This window comes from Pseudomonas sp. E141 (assembly GCF_052659885.1).
Genome location: NZ_CP084024.1, coordinates 3,980,555 through 4,004,313 on the forward strand (window position 1 = coordinate 3,980,555; position 23,759 = coordinate 4,004,313).

Here is a 23,759-nt window from a genome sequence, read left to right on the forward strand (position 1 = left end):
CCCGGGTCAAGGTTACGGCCATGGTCCCGCAGACGGCGGGTCGCGCCAGTAGCGCCGTTGGCCGGCCTGAAGGCGCGGTGCTTCGAAAGCCCCCAGTTGCAGACGAATGGCACCCTGTTCGGCACTGTCGTAGATCGTCATGCCCAAGCGGCGATAGCGAGCCAGCACCCGCGGATGAGGATGGCCGAACGCATTGCCCTGGCCGCGGGAGATCAACACCGAATGGGGCTTGAGCCGCGACAACAGCAACATCGAGGATGAACTGCGGCTACCGTGATGGGGCGCCGCCAGCCACTGGACCGGCACTGCCAGGGGCCCGTCGAGCAACGCGCGCTCGGCATGGCTATCGATGTCGCCGGTGAGCAACAACCGCTCACCGCCGGCCTCGACCAGCAGAACGCAGGATCTCTGATTGCTTTCAAGGGCAGATGACCATTGCCACAGCTCGAACCTGACCCCGTCCCACTCCCAGCGCGCGCCACTGTCGCACGCCTCTGCCTGCAGGGTGGCAGGCAACGCGGCGGGGTCGCCACTGACCACCCGGACCGTTGGCAAGCCATTGCGCACCGCTTGGGCGCCGCCGGCATGATCGGCGTCGGCATGGCTGAGCAGCATCAGGTCCAACCCGGCGACGCCCAGCTTGCGCAGGGTCGGCAGCACCACGCGCTCACCCGCGTCGGCCTCGCCAAAGCGCGGCCCCGCGTCGTAAAGCAAGGCATGGTGACGGGTGCGTACCAGCACCGCCAACCCTTGGCCCACGTCCAGTTGCCAGATTTCGGCTTGCCCCGGGGGCACATCCTCCCTCGGAGGGAAAACCACCAGCAGCACCATGGGCCATCCCAGTACCCGCAGTGGCACGCCTTTGGGCAGCAACAGTAACAAAGCCCCCAGAGCGGCCATGCACCACACCCACAGGGGGATAGCCGCAGGCACCCATGCGGGTATTCGTCCGGCCACCAGCGCCAACCCCTTGAAGAGCAGATCGAGCAACCCGCCGGCGATCCAAAGCAGCCCTTCGCCCACGAACGGCACCGGCAACAACGCCGTACCGAGCAGCGCCAGCGGCAACACCAGCAGGCTGACCCAAGGCACCGCCACCAGGTTCACCAGAGGCCCGCTGAGGCTGATCGGCAAACCCAATATCAACAGGATCGGGCACAGTCCGACTGCCACCAGCCATTGGGCACGGGTCCAGGTTTGCCACCAGCGCCAGGGCCCCAAGCGTGCGCCGAAAGTAAACATCAGGATCGCCACCGCGACGAACGACAGCCAGAACCCTGGCCGCAGGCTGGCCAATGGATCGAACACCAGCACCCCATTGAAAGCCAGCAGCCACGCCCACCAGGGGTCCGGATGCCGGTAACGCAAACGCCACAGCAGCACCAGGCCGATCATCGCGCAAGCGCGCCGCACCGGCACCTCGAAGCCGGCGAGCAAGCCATAACCCAAGGCTGCGATAAAGGCCAGCGCGCAGGCCCAAGGTAGCCACGGCAGACGCACCGGCCACATGCCATAGCGCGCCGCACCTGCCACCAGCAGGTACACCAGTGCGGCAAGCAGGCCGATGTGCTGCCCGGAGATCACCAGCAGATGGACCGTACCGGTGTCTTGCAGTACCTGCCAGTCATCACGACTCAGCCCGGCGCCGTCCCCCAGGACCAATGCCGCCAGCGCCCCGGAGCGGCCCTGGGCGTCGACTTGCGCCAGCGCCTGACGCACGCCGTCACGCCAGGCACCTTGGGCAGGTTGCCGGAGATGACCGTCCTTGACCGTGCCAGTCGCGCCGATGCCGCGGCTCAACAGCCAGGCCTGGTAATCGAAGCCATTGGGGTTCAGTAGCCCGGTGGGGCGTTTGAGCTTTACCGCCAATCGCCAACGTTCGCCGCTGCTCACAGGCGGTCCACCGAACCAGGCCAGGCGCATCGACGACGGCAGCCGTGTGCGGCGGGAATGGGCATCGGCCAGTTCAAAGCGCACCACACCTTCGTTATATTGCGGTAAACCGACGACGCGCCCTTCGAGCCAGCGGGTTTCTCCATCCAGCGCGGCAGGCAACCGATCGTCCATGGCCAGTTGCGCCGACAGACACGCCCAAGCCAGCCCGATCAGGAAAAAACCCAGCGGATGAGTTCGAAACGGCAAAACCATCAGCGCCAGCACAGGCATGACCGCAATCAGCCACAGCGGCGGCAGCGCCGGGCAAAAAACCGGGGTCAGCAGCCCGAGTGCAAGCGCGACCATCCCTGTGCGCATAAGCCTGTCCTTGAGAGTCTTCTCTTCAGGCATAGTCGGTCTACGGCACGGTGCGCGTTAACAATTGTCACAAAGTCTGAATCAGTCAGCCGTAGAATGCGGACATACTTGCGGCCTCACCGCTTTGAACCGACCGAGAAGCCTTATGCCCCGGCGCCTTTTCAAACGTTACATGCCTGACCCAGCGAGTATTCGGGAACATAAGTCCTTACGTTTTCTCGGTTCCTTGCTGCACGACCCCAACCTTTGGCACCTCAATCGACACTCCGTGGCACGCGCCATGGCCGTTGGTCTGTTCGCTGCCTTTTTGCCGATTCCTTTGCAGATGCTGCTGGCCGCGGCACTGGCCATCACCGTACGCGGCAACATACCGATTGCGGTGAGCCTGGTCTGGCTGACCAACCCCATCACCATGCCCGCCGTGTTTTTCTGCACCTACCAGACCGGGGCCTGGTTGATGGATGTGCCTGCCCGCACGTTACCGGATGAACTGACCTGGGAATGGATCACCACCCAGTTGTCTACCTTGTGGCAGCCGTTTTTGCTGGGGTCGGTGGTGACGGGCCTAGTGCTCGGCGCCCTCGCCTATTTCATGACCATGATCTATTGGCGCTGGTGGGTGGCGCGGCAATGGAAACGGCGCAAGAAAAGCCGGATGTGAAATGCAAAAAGGCCTCCAGTGAATGGAGGCCTTTTTGCATTTCGATGTGAGAGCGAGCCTGCTCGCGATAGCGGTATACCAGTCAGCACACCTGCCGAGTTCTAAGTACGCATCCCTCGCCCACTGACCAACAGCCGTGCACATCCCACATAGAGCACCACGGTTGCCACCAGCATGAAGGTGATCGCGACGCTGATCCGGATGTCCGACACCCCAAGGATGCCGTAGCGGAACGCGTTGACCATGTGCAGCACCGGGTTGGCCAGGGACACGGTCTGCCAGAACGGTGGCAGCAGGGAAATCGAGTAGAACACTCCGCCCAGGTAAGTCAGTGGCGTGAGCACGAACGTCGGGATGATGGAAATGTCATCGAAGTTGCGCGCAAACACGGCATTGATGAACCCCAGCAGCGAAAAGATCGTGGCGGTGAACACCACCACCAATATCGTCACGCCCAAATGGTGCACTTGCAGATCGGTGAAGAACAGTGACAGCAAGGTCACGATCAAGCCCACCGCCAACCCGCGCAATACACCGCCCAGGGTGTAGCCGATCAGGATCGTATGGGGCGAAACCGGCGAGACCATCAGTTCCTCGATCGAGCGCTGGAACTTGCTGCCGAAGAAACTCGAGACCACGTTACCGTAGGAGTTGGTGATCACCGACATCATGATCAGCCCCGGTACGATGTAGTCCATGTACGTGAAGCCACCCATGTCGCCGATCTGCCGACCGATCAGGTTGCCGAAAATCACGAAGTACAAAACCATGGTGATGGCCGGCGGCAGCAGGGTCTGCGGCCAGATCCGCATGAAGCGTCGGACTTCGCGATAAACGATGGTATTGAGGGCGATGAGGTTGGGTCGCAGTTCGGAACTCATACAGCCACCTTCGCCAGATTTTTCTCCACCAGAGACACGAACAACTCCTCGAGGCGATTGGTTTTGTTGCGCAGGCTCTGCACTTCAATGTTTTGCAGCGCCAGTTGGGAGAACAAGCCGGTAATACCGACGGTTTTATCCACCTGGACTTCCAGCGTGTGGTGGTCCACCAGCCGGGCCGGATAGCCGATCAGTTGCGGCGCGGCCTTCAGATCGTTCTTCAGGTCCAGCAGGAACGTCTCCACATGCAGTTGGCTGAGCAACTGTCGCATGCTGGTGTTCTCGACGATGGTGCCGTGGTCGATGATGCCGATGTTGCGGCACAGCTGCTCGGCCTCTTCCAGGTAATGGGTGGTGAGGATGATGGTGATGCCTTTCTGGTTCAGCTCGGTCAGAAAGGTCCACATCGACCGACGCAACTCGATGTCGACGCCCGCGGTCGGCTCGTCGAGAATCAGCAGGCGCGGCTCATGGACCAGGGCACGGGCAATCATCAGGCGCCGCTTCATGCCGCCGGACAATGAACGGGACGGCACATCACGCTTGTCCCACAAACCCAGTTGAGTCAGATACTTCTCGGCGCGCTCATTGGCGATCTTCGGCGGGATACCGTAGTAACCCGCCTGGGTCACGACGATGTCGAAGGTCTTTTCGAACTGGTTGAAATTGAACTCCTGAGGCACCACGCCGATGCAGCGCTTGAGAGCGGCGGGCTCACGGTCCAGATCATGACCGAAGATATTCACCGTACCGCTGGTTTTGTTCACCAGGGTTGAAAGAATGCCGATGGTGGTGGATTTACCGGCTCCATTGGGGCCGAGCAAGGCGAAAAAATCACCTTCGGCAACGTCCAGATCGATACCACTCAAGGCCTGGAAACCGTTGCCGTAGGTTTTGGTTAGCTGCCGGATGGACAGAGCGGAACTCATATCGGATTACGCACCAAGAAGGGGAAGAAACAATTAGATAAGGGCGCACGGCGAGCAATACAACCACGGCGCACGAAGGCAATGGTGCGTGGCGTCGCCGCACAAGTACAGTCAAGCGTGTCGATAGTAAGTATTAAGTCAACGCGGTCATGACCGCCTTGCGATACGCCGGACGCTGCTGCAGCCGGGCGTACCAGGCCTGTAGATGAGGCAGCGCAGCCCGCTCGAGGGGCATCTCGAACCAGGCATAAATGAAACTGCCCAAGGGAATATCGCCCATGCCGATTTCATCCCCGGAGAGGTAGGGTTGCTCGCTCAACGTCTGGTCCGCCATCGCCAACAAACCATCGCAGACCTTGATCGCCGCATGGATGGCCGCCCAGTCCTGCTGCTCGGCGGGAGTGCGCAAGACGCCCCAGAACACGGTGCGAAACGGATCGGCAAACGAGGAGGTGGTCCAGTCCATCCATTTTTCAGCCCTGGCGCGAGCCTGGGGGTCTGCCGGATACCAGGCCGAACCCGGAGCATGGCGAGACGCCAGATAACGCACGATGGTGTTGGACTCCCAGAGCACGAAACCGTCATCTTCGATCATCGGGACACGGCCGTTGGGGTTCTTGGCGCGATACTCGGGCGTGTCCACCACGCCGAACGCACCCCCTGCGTCGATGGCCTCGTAGGCCAGCCCCAGCTCCTCGGCGCACCACAGCGCCTTGCGCACATTCGATGAGTTTTTCCGACCCCAGATCTTCAGCATCACGGCTTGCTCCGATGAATAAATGCCGCAGCAGCATACGCCGGATCAGCCGCGACTCAAATCGTCCTGCATGTCGCCAAGCAGGGGCGGCAGTTGCTCGCCGAACAGGTGCGGGTAGCATTTTTCCAGGTGCTCGAAGAAGAACGCTTCGGGCACATCGGCGAATTGGCCGTGGTCGGTGACGTACTCCATCAGCTTGGCGCCCTGTCGATTGAACGGGTGGAAAACGCTGTCCTCGCGGCCATCGAATTCCAGGGGGGCCACATCGAACAACTCACACAAGCCTTGATTGAAGGCCGGCGTGGCCTTGACCCAGCGCTCGTTCAGATAGAACTCGGTATAACCGTGCATGGCGAACACGTCACTCTTGAGCAACTCCAGCAGGCGTGCAGTGGACAAGTGATTACGCACATCCGCCAGGCCGATGCGCGCCGGGATACCACAATGGCGGGCGCAGCCGGCCAGCAAGGTCGCCTTGGGCACGCAATAGCTTTCACCGCAGGCCAGTGCGTAACTGCCACGCAGGGTCTGCGGATCGCGGCTGAAGGTATAGGGGTTGTAGCGCACGGCCTCGCGTACCGCGTAATACAGGCTGATTGCTTGTGCCTGCGGGTCGCGATCAGTGCCGCGATGAGTTTCGGCGAACTCGATGACCGCAGGGTGATCGCTGTCGATGAAGCGGCTGGGGTTCAGGTATTGCTGCATGGTCAAGACCTCACGGAAAACGCCTGCGTCCGTAGGAGCTGCCGAGTGCAACGAGGCGGCGATCTTTCCCGGACCATTGAGCCCTGAGAGAAAACAGACAGATCAAAAGATCGTCCGAACGCGGCCTGCTCCTTCGGCAGCGCCTATAGGGCTTGCTTCGAGTCTATCCAAAGCCCACCCTCGGCAATAACGGCGTTTACGCCAAACAATGGCGCTTTCTCACTTTGTTAACGAACGATTTCCCACGGATGTTGCCAACCAGACTGGCGCAATGCATCCAGGGTTTCCCACGAAATCAATCACATCGCGCCGACCGCCGGTTTTGCAGATGCCGTCTAAGCTCTGAGGGTCGGTTTTGCCCTGGTTCACGGAGGATTACATATGCTGTTGTTGTGGATACTGGTTCTGGTTGTCGGGAAAGCCTGGCTGGCGCATCGGCGTACCGCCCCGCTGCCCGCGCTGGGCATCATCGCAGCCTACCTGCTGGCCATGAGCCTGTTCAGCCCCGCTCCCGGTTGGCTGATGCTGATCTTCTGGATCGCGCTCGCCGCCGTCGCGGCTCCACTGCTGCTGCCGGACCTGCGCCGCAAGTATTTCAGCGCGCCGATGTTCAACTGGTTCCAGAAGACCCTGCCTCCCATGTCAGAAACCGAGCGCGACGCCATCGACGCCGGTACGGTGTGGTGGGACGGTGAACTGTTCAGTGGCCGGCCGGACTGGGACACGCTGCTGGCCTATCCCAAGGTGCAACTGACCGAGGAGGAACAGGCTTTCCTCGACGGCCCCACCGAAGAACTCTGCGCCATGGTCAGCGACTGGCAGATCGGTCAGGCCATGGACCTGCCACCCGCCGCCTGGGCACATATCAAGGAGCACGGGTTCTTTGCGCTGATCATTCCCAAGGAATATGGAGGCAAGGGCTTCTCCGCCTATGCCCACTCCCAGGTGGCGATGAAACTGGCCACCCGTAGCGGCGATCTGGCTTCCACCGTGATGGTCCCCAACTCCCTCGGCCCGGCCGAACTGTTGCTGCACTACGGCACCGACGAACAACGCAACCACTACCTGCCACGGCTGGCCCGTGGCGACGATATTCCCTGCTTCGCCCTGACCGGGCCACTGGCTGGCTCCGACGCCGGGGCGATGCCCGACACCGGCATCATCTGCAAGGGCGAATGGGAAGGTCAGGAAACCCTGGGCCTGCGCCTGAACTGGGAAAAGCGCTACATCACCTTGGGACCGGTGGCCACCCTCCTCGGCCTGGCCTTCAAGGCCTATGACCCCGATCACCTGCTGGGGGATGAAGAAGACCTGGGCATCAGCCTCGCCCTGATTCCCACCGACACCCCTGGCGTCAATATCGGCCGTCGTCACCTGCCCCTTGGCGCCGCTTTCATGAACGGACCGAACTGGGGCAAGGACGTGTTCATCCCGCTGGACTTTCTCATCGGCGGCCAGCCCATGCTCGGCAAGGGCTGGATGATGCTGATGAACTGCCTGTCGGTCGGTCGGTCGATTTCCCTGCCGGCTGTGGGCACCGGGGCGGCGAAGTTCACCAGCCTGGTGACCGGCCAGTACACCCAGGTACGCGAGCAGTTCAACGTGCCATTGTCGGCCTTTGAAGGTATTCAGGAGGCCATGGCCCGTATCGGTGGCAACGCCTGGATGATGGACGCCGCCCGTATGCTGACCGCCAACGCGGTGGACCTGGGAGAAAAACCTTCGGTGCTGTCGGCCATCCTCAAATACCACCTGACCGAGCGCGGTCGCGAATGCATCAGCCACGCCATGGACGTACACGGCGGCAAGGGCATCATCATGGGGCCCAACAACTACCTGGGGCGTAGTTGGCAAGGTGCACCGATCTTCATCACGGTCGAAGGCGCAAATATCCTGTCACGTAACCTGATGATCTTCGGCCAGGGTGCGATTCGCTGCCATCCGTTCGTGCTCAAGGAAATGGCCTTGGCCACGCGTGAAGACAAAGACCAGGCGCTGATCGAATTCGACGGGTTGCTACTCAAACACATCGGTTTTGCCATCAGCAACGCCGCCAGCACCCTGGTGCTGAACCTGGGCCTGGGGCGTTTCGAAAGAGCCCCCGGCAACGCCTTGAGCCAGGGTTATTTCCGCGCCCTCAACCGGCAGGCGGCGGCATTCGCCCTGCTGGCGGACCTGAGCATGATGCTGCTGGGCGGTGAACTCAAACGTCGCGAACGCTTGTCGGCGCGCCTTGGGGATGTATTGAGCAACCTCTACCTCGCCTCCGCCGCGCTCAAGCGCTACCACGACCTGGACTCGCCGGACCATATGGAACCGCTGTTCACCTGGGCCATGGAAGAAAGCCTGGGCCAGGCTGAGCGGGCCCTGGACGAACTGCTGGACAACTTCCCGAACCGGGTGCTGGGTGGCCTGTTACGCGTGCTGGTATTCCCCTTCGGTCGTCGCCACAAAGGTCCGAGCGACAGGCTGGACGCTGAAGTGGCTGCAGTGATCGGCCGGGTCAAGGGCGACCCGACCCTCGAGGAGCTGCTGCAGGGTTGCTATCGCCCGCAATCGGTCGACGATCCGGTGGGTGCGCTGCAGCACGCTTGCGACCTGCTGGCCGCGGCTCATCCGCTGCACAAGAAAATGCACGGCGCGCTCAAACAGGGTCAGCTCAACCCCGCTCCAGGCGAACAGGTCATCGACGCAGCCCTTGAAGCCGGCGTGCTACAGGCCGGCGAAGCCCAGACCCTGCGAGAGGCCGAAGCGGCCCGACGTAAAGTGATCGACGTGGATGATTTCGACAAGGAGGAACTCACGCTCGCCGAGGACAAGGTCCGCTGATCCTGTCGACCCTGTGCTCTGTGCCATGTAAAAACGGGCGCAAGCGCTTTATACTCCTGCGCCCGTTTTGCTCTTGAGGACTTATCTCGTGTCCAACGTCGTTGCCGATCACCTTGTCTTGCTTGACCACTTGCGCAGCATCCTGGTCGCCGTGGGTGAGGCAGACCAGGTTCCCGAAGAAAGCCATGCCCTGTTTCTGGAGCGCTTCGACGAATTGCGCGCGCAGTTGCCCGTTGATCCGATCGAAAGCCAGTACCTGGGCCAGGACCTGATGTGCCAGGTCATCGTCCGTTATCCACAGATCGCCCACCTGGTGCCTCGTGACCTGTTGTGGTACTTCGCCGGTGACTGCCTGCATTACATGCCCGACGAAGAAATCGCCTTGTACCAGGCTCTGGAAGAACGTCGTTTCGAAGCCGAGCAAAATGACGAACCCTTCGACTGGAACCAGGAAAAGCAATTGCTGGCGATGTCGGATCAGGACAGCAAGCACTGATTGCGATCAGTCATGCAAAGGCCCGCACGGTTAATCCGGCGGGCCTTTTTTGTGGCCCGCCTTGTTCAAAGTGGGCTCCTTCTCCAGGCACTCCACCAGATAATCAATGAACACCCGCAACTTCGGCGGCAGGTAACGGGTGGGCGAATGCAGCAGCCACAAACCACCCTGGTAAGAGGCCAGGAACGTCCAATCCGCCAGCACCTGCACGATCAAGCCTTGCTCCAGCGCATGACGGGCGGTGAAGTACGGCAAGCTGCCGATGCCAATGTGCTGCAAGACAGCCTCCAGCCGCACGCCCGTATGATTGGCAGCATAACGTCCGCGCACGCCCACATGGACGGACTTGGTGCCTTTCTTGAATTTCCAGCGAGCGTCGTGTGGGGTTTCTCCCAGGTAGATACAACTGTGCTCCAGCAGGTCGTGGGGATGCTCGGGGATGCCGTGTTCGGCCAGGTAGCGCGGCGTTGCGCAGAGCAGGTGGTCAATGGTCAACAACTGACGTCCCACCAGCCCGACCGGCGGCTGGTCGGTGATCCGCAGCGCCAGGTCAACGTGATCGTCGATCAGATCGACCTGTCGATCCTCCAGCAGTAACTCCACATCGACCTTGGGGTAACGACGCAAGAATTCGGCTATGTGGGGATGAATGACAAAGCGCCCCACCGCCTTGGGCACGCTGACTCGGATCCGCCCCTCGGCTTCATGGGCGAACTGGCCACTGATTTCCATCACCGATCGGGCGGCGGCGACCATTTCCCGACAACGCTTGAACACTTCTTCTCCGCCATCGCTCAAGCGCAGCTTGCGGGTGGTGCGTTGCAGCAATCGGGTCGCCAAGGCTTTTTCCAGACGCGAGATGCTTCGGCTAACAGCCGACGGTGACACGCCTGATTGCCTGGCCGCTTCGGAGAAACTGCCGGTCTCCACGACCTTGACGAAAATGGCCATTTCGGCGAGTAAGGCCAGTGATTGATTTGTGCTCATGGAGCAAAAGCCCTGTGAAATTTGAACGGATTATCATCAATTTACACACAACTTATAATCCCGCACACATTCCGATGCGGGTATGAAATATCTGCACCTGAGCCTTTTCTCTTTTTAATCGGTTAGCGCCGCGATGCCTCGCCCCTGACCGTTCGGAGTTGAAATGCTATCGAGCTACCTGGGCGAATTCCTGGCCCTGGCCACCGTTCATTTTCTTGCGGTGGTCGCACCCGGCCCTGATTTCGCCGTGACGATCCGCCAAAGCGTCCGTTTTGGCCGCTGGATCGGGATCTGCACAGCGTTGGGCATAGGCGCCGGTATCTCGGTGCATGTGATCTACACCTTGCTCGGGGTGGGTGCGCTGATGCACACCTTCCCCTGGTTACTGATGGTCGCCAAGGTGGTGGGCGGTGCCTACATTCTTTACCTGGGCGTCAGCCTGCTGCGCAGCAGACCCAAATCCACGCTTGAAGGTGAACACCCCATCGCTCAAAACGCTGCTCGGCAAACGCCATTCAAAGCGTTTGTCACCGGGTTTCTGACCAACGCCACCAACCCGAAAGCCACGCTGTTTTTCCTGGCCATCTTCACCACCCTGATCAGCACCACCACACCGCTGCAGATCCAGGCGTTGTACGGGGTTTGGATGTGCCTGGTGAATGCTTTGTGGTTTGTCGTCATCGCGTTGTTTTTTTCCAGCGCCCGGGTACGGGAAGTGTTCATGCGCATGGGTCATTGGTTCGAACGGACCATGGGCGTCATCCTGATTCTGTTTGCCGGGCGGTTGATCCTTTCGCTGTAAATACGTCCCGAAATCGCACAAAAGACAAATTATTGACGGCGACTTTGCCGAGAATTTCCCTCCCGTCACTTTTTAGTCGTTTTTTTTGTTTATGGCGTGGCGCTTTGCCATGCATGAACTACCTTCAAAAAGAAGCGGGCACGGCGGTGAATAAATCACCCCCTAGGGCGACCCGATCAACACCGGTCACCCCTGCTCGTCACCCCGGTATCGCGGGGCTCAAACAGTTTTTTCGAAAGCTGCCTGCCATTCAGTCAGGCCGGTGGGATGCGCTCGCTCGCTTGAAGCGACGAGGCGCTCACCGCCGCCGCTCAATGGTCTGGTGCAATACAAGGGGCAGCCCGGGCCCCTTAAGTGATCCGAGGCATTTGTTAAGCCTAGGGACGGCCTCTCTGTCGAGGATCACTTCATGAGCTATCGTACCCCGCCCGCTTTAAAGCACTTGATCCATGGTCTGTTCTGGATGGGCCTTGGCCTGGAAGCGGCCCAGGCCGCAACGGCAAATTGTGCTCAGCTGGACAATTTGCCGGCGACCTTCGAGGTTGGCCAAGGGCTTCAGAACGAATTGCGTATCCTGGCCCCCGTAACGAAGCTGGCAGTGGGCGACCCGAAAATTGCCGACGTGCAACCCAGCGGCAGCGATGCCTTCATTCTTACGGGCCTGGCGCCCGGCGCCACCAGCCTGATGGTCTGGACGGCCTGCTCAAAAATCCCCCGCCAGAGCATGATCTTCGTCAAAGGCAGAGCCACCTCGGCACTGACCAGCGCCGCGAGCGTACCCTCCGAAGACCCCATGCTGCTTGCCCAGGTGCAGACTGACATCCGTTTCGTCGAAGTCAGTCGGACCAAGCTCAAGGAAGCTTCAACCTCTATTTTCGGCAGCCGTGGCAACTTCCTGTTCGGCGCGCCGAGAACCCTGCCCACCATCGGTGGCGTGGTGCGGCCTTCATTGCCGGTCAACAACGACATGTTCAACCTGTCCTTTGCCACCGGACAAACCCTGCTGATGATCAATGCGCTGGAAGGCAGTGGCTTTGCCTACACCCTGGCGCGGCCGAGCCTGGTGGCCCTGAGCGGGCAGAGCGCGAGCTTCCTGGCCGGCGGCGAAGTGCCGATCCCGGTGCCCAGTGCCGGCAGCGACAACGTGTCCATCGAGTACAAGGAATTCGGTATCCGTCTGACCTTGACGCCCACCGTCGTCGGAACCAACCGCATCATGCTCAAGGTCGCACCGGAAGTCAGTGAACTGGATTTCACCAACGCGGTGAACATCGCTGGCACGCTGGTTCCGGCGCTCACCGTACGCCGTACCGATACCAGTATTGCCCTGGCCGATGGCGAAAGCTTTGTCATCAGCGGCCTGATCAGCACACGTAATGCCTCTCAGGTGAACAAATTACCGGGGTTGGGCGATGTTCCGATTCTCGGTGCGTTCTTTCGCGATAACTCCATCAATCGCGAAGAACGCGAGCTGCTGATGATCGTCACGCCGCACTTGGTCCAACCGTTGGCCGCCGACGCACAACTGCCGACGTTGCCGGGCGAACAGCTGCGCAATTACGACCCGAATTTCTACCGCATGTACTTCCTTGAAAACGGCGATTTCGACAACCGTAACGGGCTGTCCCAATGAGCCGGTGCCTGAAGTGCAAGCGTCCACGTGTTCAACCTGATACGAGGGGACATTCAATGAAAGCGGTGATCGCGATAGCCGCAACGGTGCTGCTGGTCGGCTGCGCCAGCAACGGCGTGGCTTCACGTCCGACCAGTTGCGCCAAGCCAGGCTCCGATCAGGAACTGGCGCTGAACCTGGCCGATGACATGGCCAATGACGGACGTTTGTATGCCAGCCTGGCGAACCTCGAAGGTCTGCCGGAGGATCTGGTCCAGGTCCGCCTGCGCAAGGCGCGAGTGCTGCGTCTGATGGGACGTAACGAGGCAGAGCCGTTGTACCAGAGCCTACTCGGCACTTGCCTGGCCGCTGATGGCGAGCATGGCCTCGGCCAGTTGGCTGCCGCCAGGCATGATCATGCTGGCGCCACCGAACACCTTGAGCGCGCTGTGAAAATGTCCCCCACCGAAGGAAAAATCCGCAATGACCTGGGAGTTGTCTATCTCAATCAGCGACGGATCCCTGAAGCCCGCTTCGAGTTCATGACCGCCATGGAGCTCAGACAGTCAGACTCGCTGGCCGCCTTCAACATGGTGACGCTGCTGATTTACCAGGACAACTGGAAGCAGGCAGCCGAACTGGCAAACATGGCCAATCTGAGCCCCAAACAAGTGGCAGATGCTCAAGCCCGGGCGGAAAAAATCAGAGGCTCGGCCCCTGCCGGGGCGACATCCCCCGCGAACCGTCTGACCGATGTGGCCGACGCCTCATCCGATGCGGTCAAGTAGCGCCTTACGAGGAGTCCAAGAGATGAAAACCAGACAACTGTTGATCGTGTGCATGACTTGCCTGTCCGCCACCGCCTGGGCCATTGAACCCGGCCCCTCTTCGGCTGCGCAACAGGGCACGGAGAGCTGGATGCAGCTGCAGATTCGCGGGGTGGTGGCCTCAACCCACCTGCAAACCGCCTCGGCCACCGAACGGGAATTGGCCATGCAGCGCTGGCTCAATAGCTTCAATTACCCGATCCCGGAATTCTTCGAACAGGACTCGGGTGGGGAAATCACCAGCAGCAACTGAAACACAGTGGAAAACAAAAGATCGCAGCCTTCGAAAAGGCCTACATCCGATCCGGTGTAGGCCTTTTCGAAGGCTGCGATCTTTTGCTCTGCCTTGCATAAAGCTGAACGCGCCTGTTTGTGGCGCGAGACCCTATCCCCGCGGGACTGCGCAGCCCTTCAGGAAACAACCGCCCATGCGAACTGAGTCTTGCGCAGGTCCGGCCAATGGGTGAGACGCCAATCCCCGGTTTCAGGACCGCTAAGCGGCCCAGCGGGGATCAACCCTCTCGCCACGGGCGTTGGAGTTCGGTTGGGTATGGACTTCGATCGTTCCCACGCTTCTGCGTGGGAATGTCGCCAGGGACGCTACGCGTTCCGCTTCTGGAAGGTGACGCAGAGCGTCACGGGATGCATTCCCACGCAGAGCGTGGGAACGATCAAAAATAACCCCTGGCTGAGTGTTGGCTTTCAGACTGTCACTATCGTGGCGAGGGAGCTTGCTCCCGCTGGGCTGCGCAGCAGCCGCAAACCGGGGCTGCAGCGCTGCTCGAGCGGGAGTAGGCTCCCTCGCCACAGGCTTGTACAACCGGGACCGTATGTCCCTCTACATATTTCCAAAGGCCCTGAACACGCCAATCATGGCGGGGCCGATGGCGACCAAGAAGAAGCTTGGCCAGAGGCAGAAGATCAGCGGAAAGATCAGTTTGGTGCCGATTTTGGCACCCATTTCCTCGGCCGCCTGGGTGCGCCGATCACGAAACTCATCGGCGTAGATACGCAGGGTATCGGCCACGCTGGTGCCGAAGCGGATGCTCTGGGCCAACAGGCTGACCAGGCCCTGGATATCATCCAGGCCGGTGCGCAGGGCCAGTTGCTTGAGAGCGTCGGTGCTGGTGATACCCGCGCGGATCTGCGCGTTCACCAGGGCCAGCTCTTCGGCCAGCTCAACCTGGCTGACCGACATCTCTTCGGCCACCCGTTCTATGGTGGTGGGCAGAGCCAGGCCTGACTCGACGCACACCACCATCAGGTCCAGCGCATCGGGAAATGCCGCCCGCAGCCGCGCTTGTCGCGCCTGCTTACGCTTGCCGACGTACAGCGCCGGCAGCAACCATCCGATACCCGCCATCAAGGTCGCCACCAGCAAACCGACAATCAAGGACACCTTGATCAGCGGCAGCAGCAGTAACGTAACGCCAAGCAGCAGCAACGGCAGCATCAGGCGCACGGCCCAGTACATCTGCACCGCCGATGCGGAACGGTAGCCGGCGTGTGTGAGCAGGGTCAGGGTGGCGCTGGCCTGGGCCGGGTCAGTCGCTGCGAACCGCTGGCCGACCCGCTCCAGCAAGAGTTGCAGGTTACCTGGCGCCTCCTGCCCTTGCGTGCTGCCGGAATATCCCCGTTTGATCAGCGCCAGACGCCGTTGCACCGGGTCCTGCAGGCCGAGCATCAGCAAGATCATGGCGACGACCGCCAGTACCGTACTGAGACCGATCACGGCGATGAACAACAGCCGTGCCGCCTCCTCGTTTCCCGTAAACCGACTGAACAACCCGAGCAGAAAATCCATGACTGATACCTCTCGCCGCAAGGGCGCTTAAACCTGGATCCGGATGATTTTTCGGATCCAGAGAATCCCCAGCAACATGGCGCCGAACGCGAACATGATCAGCTTGTGGCCTATAGGGTCGTTGATCAGCACCGGCATGTAGCTGGGGCTGGTGAGCACAATGGCGATCGCCAGCACGAAAGGGATCGCCACCAGCACCCAGGCCGACATGCGCCCTTCCGCCGACAAGGTCCGGATCTTGCGCTGGAAGCGGAAGCGTCCGCGGATCAAGCGGCTCAGGCGCTCCAGCACTTCGGTCAGATTGCCGCCGGTTTCGCGGTGGATAAGTATGGAGGTCACCAGCATCATCACCGTCATGCTCGGCATGCGCTCCAACAGCCCGAGCATGGCCCGGCGCACATCGTTGCCATAGTTGATGTCGGCGAAGGTCATGCCGAACTCCTGGGCGACCGGCCCCCTGTGCTCCTCGGCAACCAGGCGCAGGGTTTCGTTGAACGGGTGCCCGGCGCGCAAGGCCCGGCACATGGCGTCCAGCGCATCCGGCAAGCCTTCCTCGAAGGCGGCGAAGCGCTTGCTACGATCACGCATGATCTTCAGCACCGGCAGCCAGGTCACCGCAAAGGCCGCCAGCAGCGCCATCCACCACACCGGCCAGAACATCAACACCACGGCACCGGCCGCTACGCCCAGGGCCAGGCCGAGCGCCATTACCCGATAGGCCCGGTATTCGTGGCCGGCCTGCTCGATCAACTGGGTCAGGTTGGCCATGAACGGCAATTGTTCAAGCCGGGCTTCCAGGGGCGACAAGCGTGTCAGGTACTTCTGCCGCAACACGGTCTGCATGTTGGGCAGATGGTTGGCTTTCTCCAGCACATGCAGGCGCCCACGGATGCGCTTGCGCATTTTGCCGGCCTCGCCGAACACCGGCACCACCACGCCCTGGGACAGGAGGAAGACGGCGATGAACACCATGGCGAGAAAAATCAGGATGAACTCACTGGGGATGTTGTTCATGACGTCCGAGCCTCCATCCACTCAGGGCGGAACAGGGTCAGCGGCAACTCGATGCCGCGCCTGGCCAACACGTCGCGAAAGGCCGGGATCATGCCGCTGGGCCGATAATCCCCCAGCACCTCGCCGTTTTCCCCGATGCCTTGGCGAGTGAAAGAGAAAATTTCGGTCATGGTGATGATCTCCCCTTCCATGCCGTTGATCTCTTGCATGCTCACCACACGACGTTTGCCGTCTTCTTGACGCTCCAGCTGGATCACCACATCGATGGCAGAGGCAATTTGTTGACGCATGGCCTTGATCGGAAAAGTCGCGCCGGTCATCGACACCATGTTCTCGATTCGCCCCAAGGCATCGCGCGCGGTATTGGCGTGGATTGTGGTCAACGAGCCATCGTGGCCGGTGTTCATGGCGGTGAGCATGTCCAGCGCTTCGGCGCCGCGCACTTCGCCGATGACAATGCGGTCCGGACGCATCCGCAGGCTGTTGCGCACCAGTTCCCGCTGGCTGACCTCGCCGCGCCCCTCGATGTTCGAAGGACGGGTTTCCAGGCGCACCACGTGAGGTTGCTGCAGTTGCAGTTCGGCCGAGTCCTCGATGGTAACGATGCGTTCGTTGTGAGGGATGAAACTGGACAGTACGTTGAGCATGGTGGTCTTGCCACTGCCGGTGCCGCCGGAAATCAGCACATTCAAGCGCCCACGGACAATCGCCTTGAGCAACAAGGCAATGGCTGGGGTCATGGTGCCCACCTGGATCAGGCTGTCAGTGTTGAGCAGGTCCACCGCAAAACGACGGATCGACATGCTCGGACCGTCGATGGCCAGTGGCGGGATGATTGCGTTGACCCGCGAGCCGTCCTTGAGCCGGGCGTCCACCAAAGGGGACGACTCGTCGATACGCCGGCCCAGGCTGGAGACGATGCGATCAATGATGTTCAGCAGATGCTGGTCGTCGCGAAAGCGCACGTCGGTTCTTTGCAGCTTGCCGAAGCGCTCGACATAGACCGAGGCAAAACCGTTGACCAGGATGTCGGACACGCTATGGTCGGCCAGCAACGGCTCCAAAGGCCCCAGCCCGAGCACTTCGTCGGTGATCTGCTTGATGATCAACTGACGGCTGGCGGAGCTTACCGGCGCCGAATGCTCATCGAGCAAACGCTGGCAGATATCGCGTATCTGCCTCGCCGCCTCGGCCTGCTCGAGGGAGTCGAGCAAGGACAGGTCCATGACCTTGAGCAGTTGCTGGTAGATTTTTTCCCGCCATTGGGCTTCCACCGGGGTGACCTGACTACGGGTTTCGTAGAGCACGTCGGGGATGGCATGTTCCCAGGCCATCAATTGCTCTGTCGGATCCGGCAGGCTGTCGCCAGCCAGTTCAATGGCCGGTTTACCGGACTGTTTACGCAAGCGGTTGCGGAAGTCGCTGATCATGGGTCATCCCCCGAAAAAACGGTTGAAGGCACGTTTGAGCAGGCCTTTGTCTGCGGCCATCTGGTGACCGACCAGGTCTTCGGTCAAATCGCGCAGGGCAACGGTGATGGCCGCCCTCGGCGCATGCAGCCCCAACGGCACGCCAGTGTTCTGACTCTGGCTGACCAGGTTGAAGTCATTGGGTAATTTCGACAGGTTGGTGCACCGCAGAGCTTCTGCGACATCCTTGAGGCTGACCGCAGCCGCCTTGTCATAGCGGTTGACCACCACCTGCAACTGGTCCCCGCGCACGCCCAGGTCCTCGCGAAGAATCCGCACCAGGGCGCTGGCATCGCGCAGATGGCTGACGCTTTGTTGAACCACCACGTAGACCCGGTCGACCTGCTCCAGCACAGAGCCGGTGAGGTGGTCGATCTGACGCGGCAGGTCCACTACCACCCAGTCATAGCTGGCACGGGCCAATTGCAACAGGGCGTCGAGTTGTTCCGGCTGGGCGTCCTGTGGCAGGCACAACTCGCCGCTACGGCCACCCAGCACGTGCAGGGTCGGACTGAAGTGGCTGCAAAAACCCCGCAGGGCGATACTGTCCAGGTCCTCGACCTGTTGCAGCACTTGCAGATGGCTATGGGATTGGGCCACATCCAGATAGTGGGTCACGCTGCCAAATTGCAGGTCCATATCCAGCAGCAGAGTGGTTCCTGCCTGGGCGCTGAGTTGCTGGGCCAGGTTGCAGGCCACCAGCGTTGCACCGGAACCACCCTTGGCGCCGATCACGGCGACCAGCTTGCCTTCGGCGCCGTGGCCGACGCGGACCTCCGCAACCAGACGATTCAGGGCGGCCACCAGTTCCGTCTCGGCGAAAGGCTCGGGCAGCACGTCCCGGGCACCGGCCTGCATTGCCAGCCGCATGCCTTCCTGCTCGCCCATCAGACCGCACACCAGCATCGGAGGACGCTCATGGGCAGGCCGCTGCAGCAAAGCCGCCAGCTCTTCGCGCCACAAGTGACTGACCCGCAACAACAGCAGATCGGGCATTCGCTCCAGGCCATAGAGCGGATCGACATGGCCGTTGCTCACCAGGCGCGTGCTCACTTCCAGGCAAGGCATGCGCTGGCAGACGCATTGCAAGTCGCGCAGGGACGAAGCGTCACGGCTGCTGATCAGTAACCGCAGCCCGGCTTTGCCGGTGACGGTCGACAGTGGAGTTTCCCTGGTATTCAGCATGGTGTGATCTCCCCGGAATCGGAATGACGCCCAAGGCTTTCGCGTGGCAAGGTCGCCCTGAATGTGGGCAAGGTAATGGGCACGCCAAACCCAGGAATGAACAGATTGAAAACGAAGTTCTGCACGCTCAACTGGACGTAACGGATAGCGCGGAAGCCGTTGGCGCTGACCGTGTCGGCGGGGTTCGCCACCACCGCGCCGTTCACATCCAGATAGGTCAGCGCCAGGTTCGAGGTGGCGAGGCTGCTGATCAATTGGCTGGTGCCTGCGTCCGTCGCGGCGTTGAAGATGGCCCGGCGCAACACCACCGGATCGTTGATGTTGCACACCGCCGCCAGACGCGCACCGCGCCGCGCGGCCTCATCCAAGGCATTGGCGGTGAAATACAGCCGGCCCATCTCCACCACGCCAAACAGCAGGATGAACACCAGCAGGCCAACGAAGGCGAACTCCACGATATAGGTGCCTTGCATGTGCTTGTTGTTCATCACAACGCCCTCATGACGGTGGTCGCGACCAGTGGGATACCCAGCGCAATGGCACTGCCGAAAAAACCGGGGATTGTTCCGCCGCAATTGCCCGCTCCAATCACCGGGCAAAAGGTGTAGGTGATGGTGACACGCACATGGTCAGCCCCCACCGCCGCGACCTCCACGTTAGCCGTGGTCAACCCGGCCACCACAGCGGTGCCGGCCTGGCTCGGGGTGCCATACACCGCGACGTTTTTCGTCTGGGTCTGCAGCGTGTTGTTCAGGGCAATGGTGCCCAGGGTGGTATTCCAGGCCTGGCTGGCGACGAATCGATTGGCATCACGGCTGGCCTGTAGCAGCACGTTGTATTGGAAGAGCATGCGTCCGAACTCGCCAAAAGCCAGCAACAGCAGCAACAACAACGGCAGCACCAGGGTGAATTCCACCAGCGCCACGCCTTGCTGGGCCTGCGCGGGTTTGAAATGGGCAAGTCTCATGACGCCTCCTACGAGTCGGTGCTCGGAGTGCCGCTGCCGTTGAGATAGGTTTTGTAGAGCTGAATGACCTGCGGCCCGGTATCGCTGACCGGCGTGGGGCCGGGCACATTATCGCCTTCGCATTCCTGGACGAACTGGCCAAAGATGATGGAGTCCGAACCTCCGCCATTCACCGGTTGCACGACGAAATAGCAGCCAAAACCCAGGACGGGAATCGAGGTAGAACCGCTCAGTTTGCCGGTGCAATCACCGATCACGATCTTGAGCATCCGCCGTTCGAAAACCCCGTTGCTCTCACAGCCATTGCCAGCTCCGGCCACACAGGCGGCAACCGCTGTTCGCCAGTCGTTGTAGTCCAGTATTGCCTCGCCGCCGGCCGAGAGATCACCGCTGCTCGAAGTAATGGGCTGTCCTTTGTATTGCGCCTGGGAGAGCGAATCGTTATAGGTCATCGCCGGGTTGCTCGAAGTGGTGACCAGGTCGGGTGGATAGTCCGAAGAACTGACCGGCCCGTTATAGATACCGAATCGCGTGTTCAAGCCCTGGGAAGTCGGGCCGGCTTTGTTGCCCGGTGCGGTCTGGACGTTGTCCCCGACACTGCGGCAGACCGAACCGCCGCCCGCCAGGTCTTCGCGCACGGCACTGCCGCCGGAGCCGAAATCGAGCAGTTGGAAATTGCCCGGGCCAATGGGCGACGTGTTGCCCGCGGCCGTCTTCAGCACCGTCAGGTCGCCAAAGCGGTAACTCCAGAAATTCCCGGCAGCCGGGTCGTATTGGCTGGTGTCGCCGCAGACCATCAAGGGCGCCAGATCACACGGAGCCGTCGGGCTGGGGCCTGCGGTGGCGATCGCCGCCACGGCCTTGTTGCCCAGGCCGGCACTGCCCATCGTTTGAACGAAACTCCAGAAAAAACCGCTCAACCGATAGCTGGACACCGACACTCGCACGTATTTGGCATCCGCCGGCCCAGGATAGGAGAACGGGCCATAAACGCTGCTGGCCAACTCCACTGCGGCGAACGCAGCCGGGTTGCCGGCGACAGCGGTTGCCAGTTCAGCGTTGCCCGCAGCGTCGGCATTGCGTGTCAGCGTGTCCAGGGCAGCGGCCCGAGTCGTGCTGGCCATGTTGAGCCCTCCCGTCACCTGACTCAGGGTCTTGGCGCCGCTCAGGGCCGCGGCATCCACGGCATTTTGCAGACGGGTCTTGTTCAGCAGCATGTGTCCGCCATCCAGGGCCAATGCCGCCATCATGGAAATCGCCATTAACGCGATCACCATCAATACACTCACTGCTCCTTCCTGGCGCCGAGACGTCGCAGTGACAGGCTGCCGGATACTGGGATTCATGATCGAGCCCTCGTTTGCCGACACGTGAGGATCGGCATCGCCATGGCCGAAGGGACCAGGCATTTTTCTACGCGTTTCAGTGAACGTTGACGACGCTGCTTTCAACTCCACGGATCACCGTGATCCCGCTGGCCTGCGCTTTGGGGCTGCGCTGCACCACGGGCTTTGGCACCACAGCAGTCGCCACCGCCATCACCGGAGCCGGAGGGGGCGCCACGACCACGGTTTTTTTCTCCAGGTTCAGCGGGTTACGCAAGGCCAGTTGCAACTTGCCTTCGGTCTGCGCAGTCACCAGGGCCTCCGCTTCAGTGGCCGACATTTCCAGCGTCACGGCCCTTACCACCACCGGCTGGGTCTTGTCGGTGCCCGCCGTCTGATCCACCGCCAGCACCCGCAGGTTTTCAAGGATGGTCCGGGACACGGCGTTGTTACTGCCGGCGCTGGTGGTCTTGGTTGCCAGCACGTCGACCCGGTTCCCCGGCAACAGGAACCCACCCACACCGACTACATCATCGACCCGTACCGATATGGCGCGTTTGTCAGGATCGATCAGAGACGCCAGGGTGCTGCCACCCAGGTGCTCACTCAGACGCGCACCCCGCACGATGTCACCGCGCAGAATGTCGAACGTTGCGATCTTGCCCACGGCCTGTTCGCTGGAGTCAAAGGCATCGTCCGGGATCGTATCCATGGGCATGCGCACGGTCGTGACCTGTTGGGCCTCAACCATCTGCCCGAAGGGAATTGGTACGGTGGCGACCACCACACTTCGCAAGTGGTCATCGGGTTTGGCGTTAAGTCGTGCGCTCAGCCAGGAGTCAGCCATCCATGCGGCACCCAGGCCCATTACCAGGGAAACGCCAATCAGCGAAAGCGTACGAGAGCTCATGTCGGTATCTCCGATTCAAAGGAAGTCGAGCTGAACGAAGTAGTTGTGCCAGGCCCATTCCAGCTCTTGCGGCAACAGGGGCCCGGAACCGCCCAGGTAACGCTGGCGGTCGAGCGCCATGTTCAACAGGTCACGGGGATGGCAAGGCACCAGCGGCATGCCCTCGCCGGCATAAAGCTGCTGCAGCACATAGCGCACCAGCAGCGGGTCATGGGGAATGCCCAGACGTTCGCACTCCTGGCGCCAGATGCGCTCGTATTCTTCGGGCTTGAGGTAACCGAACTGCACCTTGTAGCCAATGCGGCGCAGAAAGGCCTCGTCAGCCAGTTCCAGGGGGTTGAGGTTGGTGGAAAACACCAGGACCAGATCGAACGGCAACTCGCAATGGCGACCACCGCCCAGGTTGATGAAGTCGCGCTTCTCTTCCATCGGCACGATCCAGCGATTGAGCAATTCGGCCGGGGCCATGCGCTGGCGTCCCATGTCATCGATGATGAACAGGCCGTTGCTGGCCTTGAGCTGCAACGCGGCCTGGTATTGGCGAGTAAAGGGGTCATAGCGAACGTCCAGCTGCTCCATGTTCAACTCGCCGCCCGTGATGACAATCGGGCGTTTGCAGCACAGCAGCCGACGGTCGATGCCTTCATTAAGCATCAGATTGTTCGATTGACTCTTGTCATCCAGGCGCTGATGCACTTGCGGGTCATAGATCTCGATCACCGACTCATTGATGACGATGGCATGGGGCACCCAGATGGCCTCGGCGAACAGCCGGATAAGACGACTGCTGACATAGGTCTTACCCGTGCCCGCCGGGCCGTAAATCATGATCGCCCGCCCTGAATTCAGTGCCACACCCAACTGATCGAGCATGCCTTGCGACAGCACCATGCCGGCCAGGGCCCGTTGCATGTCGGTGGCGGTAATACGCCCATGGTGAATGGTCTGGATCTTGATCAGGGACCGATAGCTACTCACCGGAAAAGGTGCCGCACCGATATAGCCACTGCGAGACAGGGCATCGCGGGCGGCACTGCGGCCACGTTCGGTCAGGCCGTAACGCAAGGCCTGCACACTTGTTTGCCCGAGCTGGCCGAGCACTTCGACACGACCGTCCTTGCGCAGGAACGCCAGGACTTCTTCCAGTACCGCGCCGGTCAGCGCCAGGCGTTCCACCAGCCGCGGCAGGTCCAACACACCGGCGTCGTGCAGATGCTTGCAGACCAGCTCGCCGAGAAAACTGTCGCTCAGGCCGGTGTCTTGAATCGTGCATGGCTGAGGTGCCAGGCGTTGCACCGCTTCCCGTTCACTGGGGTAGGCATCACTATCGTTGATGACGTGCATGA

General features: G+C 61.1%; 22 protein-coding genes. 7 read left to right on the forward strand and 15 right to left on the reverse strand.

The window, feature by feature from the left end; genetic code table 11:
* Nucleotides 1-12: 12 nt before the first annotated feature.
* Nucleotides 13-2,253: a DNA internalization-related competence protein ComEC/Rec2 gene (locus GKKCFE_RS17740; RefSeq protein ID WP_445576911.1), complete on the reverse strand. Its 2,241-nt coding sequence runs from the start codon at nt 2,251-2,253 to the stop codon at nt 13-15.
* A gap of 145 nt (nt 2,254-2,398) precedes the next feature.
* Between GKKCFE_RS17740 and GKKCFE_RS17745 the strand changes: the two genes are divergently transcribed.
* Nucleotides 2,399-2,914 (forward strand): DUF2062 domain-containing protein, encoded by a 516-nt coding sequence (locus GKKCFE_RS17745; RefSeq protein WP_047228179.1) that lies wholly within the window; start codon nt 2,399-2,401, stop codon nt 2,912-2,914.
* A 101-nt stretch (nt 2,915-3,015) separates the two neighbouring features.
* Here GKKCFE_RS17745 and GKKCFE_RS17750 read toward each other — a convergent pair whose 3' ends face one another.
* From GKKCFE_RS17750 to GKKCFE_RS17765, 4 genes are all read right to left on the reverse strand, one after another.
* On the reverse strand, nt 3,016-3,795 hold the full coding sequence (locus tag GKKCFE_RS17750) for an ABC transporter permease (RefSeq protein WP_047228178.1): 780 nt from the start codon (nt 3,793-3,795) through the stop codon (nt 3,016-3,018).
* Nucleotides 3,792-4,724, reverse strand: a complete 933-nt coding sequence (locus tag GKKCFE_RS17755; protein WP_047228177.1) for an ABC transporter ATP-binding protein — start codon at nt 4,722-4,724, stop codon at nt 3,792-3,794. The genes GKKCFE_RS17750 and GKKCFE_RS17755 overlap by 4 nt, the downstream gene beginning before the upstream one ends.
* Before the next feature lie 133 nt (nt 4,725-4,857).
* Entirely contained in the window at nt 4,858-5,481 is a 624-nt protein-coding gene (locus GKKCFE_RS17760) for a glutathione S-transferase family protein (RefSeq protein ID WP_445576912.1), read from the reverse strand.
* 45 nt (nt 5,482-5,526) lie between these two features.
* Nucleotides 5,527-6,186 (reverse strand): transglutaminase-like domain-containing protein, encoded by a 660-nt coding sequence (locus tag GKKCFE_RS17765; RefSeq protein WP_445576913.1) that lies wholly within the window; start codon nt 6,184-6,186, stop codon nt 5,527-5,529.
* A 381-nt stretch (nt 6,187-6,567) separates the two neighbouring features.
* Between GKKCFE_RS17765 and GKKCFE_RS17770 the strand changes: the two genes are divergently transcribed.
* Together GKKCFE_RS17770 and GKKCFE_RS17775 are read left to right on the forward strand one after the other, a co-directional pair.
* A complete protein-coding gene (locus GKKCFE_RS17770) occupies nt 6,568-9,015 on the forward strand; it encodes an acyl-CoA dehydrogenase (protein WP_445576914.1) in 2,448 nt (815 codons plus the stop codon).
* Nucleotides 9,016-9,103: 88 nt separating this feature from the next.
* Nucleotides 9,104-9,511, forward strand: a complete 408-nt coding sequence (locus GKKCFE_RS17775) for a PA2817 family protein (protein ID WP_047228173.1) — start codon at nt 9,104-9,106, stop codon at nt 9,509-9,511.
* Between the two features lie 30 nt (nt 9,512-9,541).
* On the opposite strand, the gene GKKCFE_RS17780 is transcribed toward GKKCFE_RS17775, so the two are convergent.
* Nucleotides 9,542-10,498, reverse strand: coding sequence for a LysR family transcriptional regulator (locus tag GKKCFE_RS17780; protein ID WP_139049453.1), 957 nt, complete (start codon nt 10,496-10,498; stop codon nt 9,542-9,544).
* A 163-nt stretch (nt 10,499-10,661) separates the two neighbouring features.
* Between GKKCFE_RS17780 and GKKCFE_RS17785 the strand changes: the two genes are divergently transcribed.
* From GKKCFE_RS17785 to GKKCFE_RS17800, 4 genes are all read left to right on the forward strand, one after another.
* Nucleotides 10,662-11,300, forward strand: coding sequence for a LysE family translocator (locus tag GKKCFE_RS17785; protein ID WP_445576915.1), 639 nt, complete (start codon nt 10,662-10,664; stop codon nt 11,298-11,300).
* Nucleotides 11,301-11,709: 409 nt separating this feature from the next.
* A complete protein-coding gene (locus GKKCFE_RS17790; protein ID WP_305466492.1) occupies nt 11,710-12,933 on the forward strand; it encodes a type II and III secretion system protein family protein in 1,224 nt (407 codons plus the stop codon).
* Between the two features lie 56 nt (nt 12,934-12,989).
* Nucleotides 12,990-13,700 (forward strand): tetratricopeptide repeat protein, encoded by a 711-nt coding sequence (locus GKKCFE_RS17795; protein ID WP_274090968.1) that lies wholly within the window; start codon nt 12,990-12,992, stop codon nt 13,698-13,700.
* A gap of 22 nt (nt 13,701-13,722) precedes the next feature.
* Nucleotides 13,723-13,992 (forward strand): DUF3613 domain-containing protein, encoded by a 270-nt coding sequence (locus tag GKKCFE_RS17800; protein WP_047228168.1) that lies wholly within the window; start codon nt 13,723-13,725, stop codon nt 13,990-13,992.
* 585 nt (nt 13,993-14,577) lie between these two features.
* Here GKKCFE_RS17800 and GKKCFE_RS17805 read toward each other — a convergent pair.
* The 9 genes from GKKCFE_RS17805 to GKKCFE_RS17845 all read right to left on the reverse strand — a co-directional run bounded on the left by GKKCFE_RS17805 (nt 14,578) and on the right by GKKCFE_RS17845 (nt 23,757).
* On the reverse strand, nt 14,578-15,543 hold the full coding sequence (locus GKKCFE_RS17805) for a type II secretion system F family protein (RefSeq protein WP_047228167.1): 966 nt from the start codon (nt 15,541-15,543) through the stop codon (nt 14,578-14,580).
* 27 nt (nt 15,544-15,570) lie between these two features.
* A complete protein-coding gene (locus GKKCFE_RS17810; protein WP_047228166.1) occupies nt 15,571-16,557 on the reverse strand; it encodes a type II secretion system F family protein in 987 nt (328 codons plus the stop codon).
* Nucleotides 16,554-17,987, reverse strand: a complete 1,434-nt coding sequence (locus GKKCFE_RS17815; RefSeq protein WP_047228165.1) for a CpaF family protein — start codon at nt 17,985-17,987, stop codon at nt 16,554-16,556. The genes GKKCFE_RS17810 and GKKCFE_RS17815 overlap by 4 nt, the downstream gene beginning before the upstream one ends.
* Nucleotides 17,988-17,990: 3 nt before the next feature.
* Nucleotides 17,991-19,211, reverse strand: a complete 1,221-nt coding sequence (locus tag GKKCFE_RS17820; RefSeq protein ID WP_047228164.1) for an AAA family ATPase — start codon at nt 19,209-19,211, stop codon at nt 17,991-17,993.
* Complete coding sequence (locus GKKCFE_RS17825; protein WP_047228163.1) at nt 19,205-19,699, reverse strand: TadE family protein; 495 nt, start codon at nt 19,697-19,699, stop codon at nt 19,205-19,207. The genes GKKCFE_RS17820 and GKKCFE_RS17825 overlap by 7 nt, the downstream gene beginning before the upstream one ends.
* The gene (locus GKKCFE_RS17830) at nt 19,699-20,178 is read right to left on the reverse strand and encodes a TadE/TadG family type IV pilus assembly protein (RefSeq protein ID WP_047228162.1); all 480 of its coding nucleotides are present in this window, start codon (nt 20,176-20,178) and stop codon (nt 19,699-19,701) included. The genes GKKCFE_RS17825 and GKKCFE_RS17830 overlap by 1 nt, the downstream gene beginning before the upstream one ends.
* An 8-nt stretch (nt 20,179-20,186) precedes the next feature.
* On the reverse strand, nt 20,187-21,524 hold the full coding sequence (locus tag GKKCFE_RS17835) for a TadE/TadG family type IV pilus assembly protein (protein ID WP_373685065.1): 1,338 nt from the start codon (nt 21,522-21,524) through the stop codon (nt 20,187-20,189).
* Nucleotides 21,525-21,600: 76 nt separating this feature from the next.
* Complete coding sequence (gene cpaB / locus GKKCFE_RS17840) at nt 21,601-22,413, reverse strand: Flp pilus assembly protein CpaB (protein WP_188252035.1); 813 nt, start codon at nt 22,411-22,413, stop codon at nt 21,601-21,603.
* A 15-nt stretch (nt 22,414-22,428) separates the two neighbouring features.
* The gene (locus GKKCFE_RS17845; protein WP_107322004.1) at nt 22,429-23,757 is read right to left on the reverse strand and encodes an AAA family ATPase; all 1,329 of its coding nucleotides are present in this window, start codon (nt 23,755-23,757) and stop codon (nt 22,429-22,431) included.
* Nucleotides 23,758-23,759 lie beyond the last annotated feature (2 nt).